Origin of the sequence: Nostoc sp. FACHB-888, assembly GCF_014696655.1 — a bacterium.
In the GTDB taxonomy this organism is placed as follows: domain Bacteria; phylum Cyanobacteriota; class Cyanobacteriia; order Cyanobacteriales; family Nostocaceae; genus Nostoc.
Window position 1 is genome coordinate 1 of the sequence record NZ_JACJQM010000346.1, and the last position, 2,882, is coordinate 2,882.

Annotated in this window: 3 protein-coding genes and 1 pseudogene; all 4 read left to right on the forward strand. The window is 42.0% G+C overall.

From position 1 onward, the window contains the following. Nucleotides 1-136, forward strand: a pseudogene (locus H6G26_RS42240) (IS701 family transposase); the annotation flags it as partial. 174 nt (nt 137-310) lie between these two features. Next, a complete protein-coding gene (locus H6G26_RS40510) occupies nt 311-487 on the forward strand; it encodes a hypothetical protein (RefSeq protein WP_190737636.1) in 177 nt (58 codons plus the stop codon). A 186-nt stretch (nt 488-673) separates the two neighbouring features. Then, on the forward strand, nt 674-2,068 hold the full coding sequence (locus H6G26_RS40515; RefSeq protein ID WP_199327297.1) for an IS110 family transposase: 1,395 nt from the start codon (nt 674-676) through the stop codon (nt 2,066-2,068). Nucleotides 2,069-2,589: 521 nt separating this feature from the next. Beyond that, the coding region (locus H6G26_RS40520; RefSeq protein WP_190737645.1) for an alpha/beta fold hydrolase at nt 2,590-2,882 on the forward strand (293 nt) is incomplete at its 3' end.

Genomic DNA, 2,882 nt, shown 5'->3' on the forward strand with positions numbered 1-2,882 from the left:
AGGTTTGAAGAATATACTCAACAATTTACGCTTAGTCATTCAACCTTTCATATTCTTTAGTTTACTTAAACCTTGGCTTAGGATATTTCCAATTTCACATTTATCGATTGGATTTCTAACATTAATAGCGTTGATGAATCGAATGCGAGGTGCCATCCCAGATATTAACGAATCTGAGCATTTCTTATTTTCCTCTGCTTAGAGTGATGGAAGAGCGCGCTCTTCTGTCACTTTCCGGGAGGGCGATCGCTAGAAGCCTCATGAGGCAATCAATACAAGCTATACTATTAGAAAAAAATCGGTATTGTATTTGTTATTAGAAAATAATCGCGCGATCGCAGGCTATACAAAAGCTCTAGAATTCAGAAATGGCAAAAGTTTTCGGAGAGTGACAGAAGCTGTTTACGGACGCTATCGCTTCCGTTATGGATGGAAGAAACAAAATGTACCGAAAAAAATTACACTTTCATTGTGTCCTGACAGTTAAGACCGATCCCCCAATGGTGCAAAATCGCCCGTACAGAAGCTTGGTTCTGGGTTGAGACGGTTATGACATTGGTGAAATGGTTGCTACCATTATCCCGTTTAGGAGACTGTATTCATCCGTCAACCCAGGTCAGGGCACACCTCCAATTGCTAGTATGACTCCGCATTCGTGAGGAAGCTTTTGATGATGAAAACACCAAAGTCCAAATCCCGTTCCCATCAACCAAGTGCGAATGAAAATTCTGACTTAAGACCGATCAACCCAAATGCAGCGGGTATTGATATCGGTTCAGAATTTCACTGGGTAAGTGTTCCAAAAGATAGAGCCTCCGAGAGTGTCAGACGTTTTGGCTGTTACACTGCTGACTTGTATGCTCTAGCTGATTGGTTGGCTGAATGTGGAGTGAAAACTATAGCAATGGAATCAACGGGGGTGTATTGGATTGCGTTGTTTCAAATTTTGGAGACAAGAGGTTTTGAAGTTAAACTTGTCAACGCCCATCACGTTAAAACATTGCCTGGACGTAAAACTGATATTTTAGACTGTCAATGGTTGCAACAGTTACATAGTTACGGATTGTTGTCTGGTTCTTTTCGCCCAGAAGACCAAATTTGTGTATTACGGAGTTATATCCGCCACCGAGATAGTCTGATCAAAAGTGCTTGTGTTCACATTCAACGGATGCAAAAAGCTTTAACCCAGATGAACGTGCAACTGCATAAAGTTGTCAGCGATATCACTGGTATTACTGGGATGGCAATTATTCGAGCGATCGCCGCTGGAGAAAAAGACCCACAAATTTTGGCAGCTAAAAAGCATTACCGCGCTAAACGCTCCCAAGCAGAAATTGCCGCCGCACTGAATGGGGATTATCGCAGTGAGCATGTTTTTGTACTCCAACAAGAACTACAGATCTACGATGTTTATCAAACTCAGATAGCCGCTTGCGACTGCCAAATACAGGAGTGCTTGGCTCAATTTAGTGACAAAGTTAATCTCAATGAATCTCCGCTTCCGCAATCAAAGCACCCCCGCAATAAACCTCAAGGCAATGAACCTGCTTTTGATTTACGTACCCATCTTTATCGAATTAGTGGTGTGGACTTCACTGCCATTGATGGTCTTGGTATCCTGACGGTGCAAACCATTATTTCTGAGGTCGGTTTAGATCCTACTCGATTCCCAACTGTTAAACACTTTACTTCCTGGCTTGGTCTTTGCCCTTGTAATCGCATCACTGGTGGTAAAGTTAAAAGTTCTCAAACCCGCTTGGTGGTTAACCCTGCTACCAATGCTTTCCGAATGGCTGCACAAACAGCTGGCAAGAGCAATTCTGCTTTGGGTGCTTTTTATCGTCGCTTACGTTCTCGCCTTGGTACACCCAAAGCTATTACTGCTACTGCTCATAAGCTGGCACGAATTTTCTACCGACTTTGGACAACAGGAGGTAACTATCAAGATATTGGCATGGATTATTATGAACAACGTTATCAAGAACGAGTCATCAATAACCTCCAGAAAAAAGCTCTAGCTTTAGGTTTTGAGCTTGTTATCCAGCCCGAAGCAAATACAGTTTCTTAGGAGAGGGATAGATGCTACCCAACTCTAACCTACTTGTCCCACGCATTTAGGACTTTTGCAAGAGGTCTATTGCTATTGACTATACTTGTGCTATTTTAGCTGGTCGTAATTCTCGCTCATTAGGAATGCAAAAATATGTTGGGCGTCTAAAAGAATTACGGCGATTACAGCGCCGACACAGCGCCTTTTGGGTTGGTTTGTATGGTCAATTATGGGTAGGGGCGATGGAGTTTTGGGCTGATTTAGCTCATGATTTGATGCGCTTAAACTCCCCCATTTTCAACAAGGACTACGTGCTATGTCTCTTATCCAGTCTGCTTTGTAGCTTCTTTGTCACCCCGTCAGATTTCTTCTTTCTCCCCTGCTGCCTCAACGATTTTCCCTTTTCTTAGTGCCATTCGGTTATGGGGCTTGCGATCACTTCTCTGAGTAGCATTTAAGGCTCAAGCTGACACTTATCAAACAACCTCTAAGTACAGTATTATTATTTAGTATTTTCTAATTCTGAATTTGAATTGATTATGTCTCTAATAGAAAGTTCTTGGAAACACGAATATACAACTGCCAATAGGGTAAAACTACACTATGTTACCCAAGGTGAAGGTCCCTTAATGTTGATGTTGCATGGGTTTCCTGAGTTTTGGTACTCTTGGCGACATCAAATACCAGAATTTGCCCAAGATTTTAAAGTCGTCGCCCTTGACTTGCGCGGTTACAACGATAGTGATAAACCAAATGAGCAATCAGCTTATGTAATGGATGAGTTTATCAAAGATGTTGAGGGAGTAATTAAAGGATTAGGATATCAAAAATG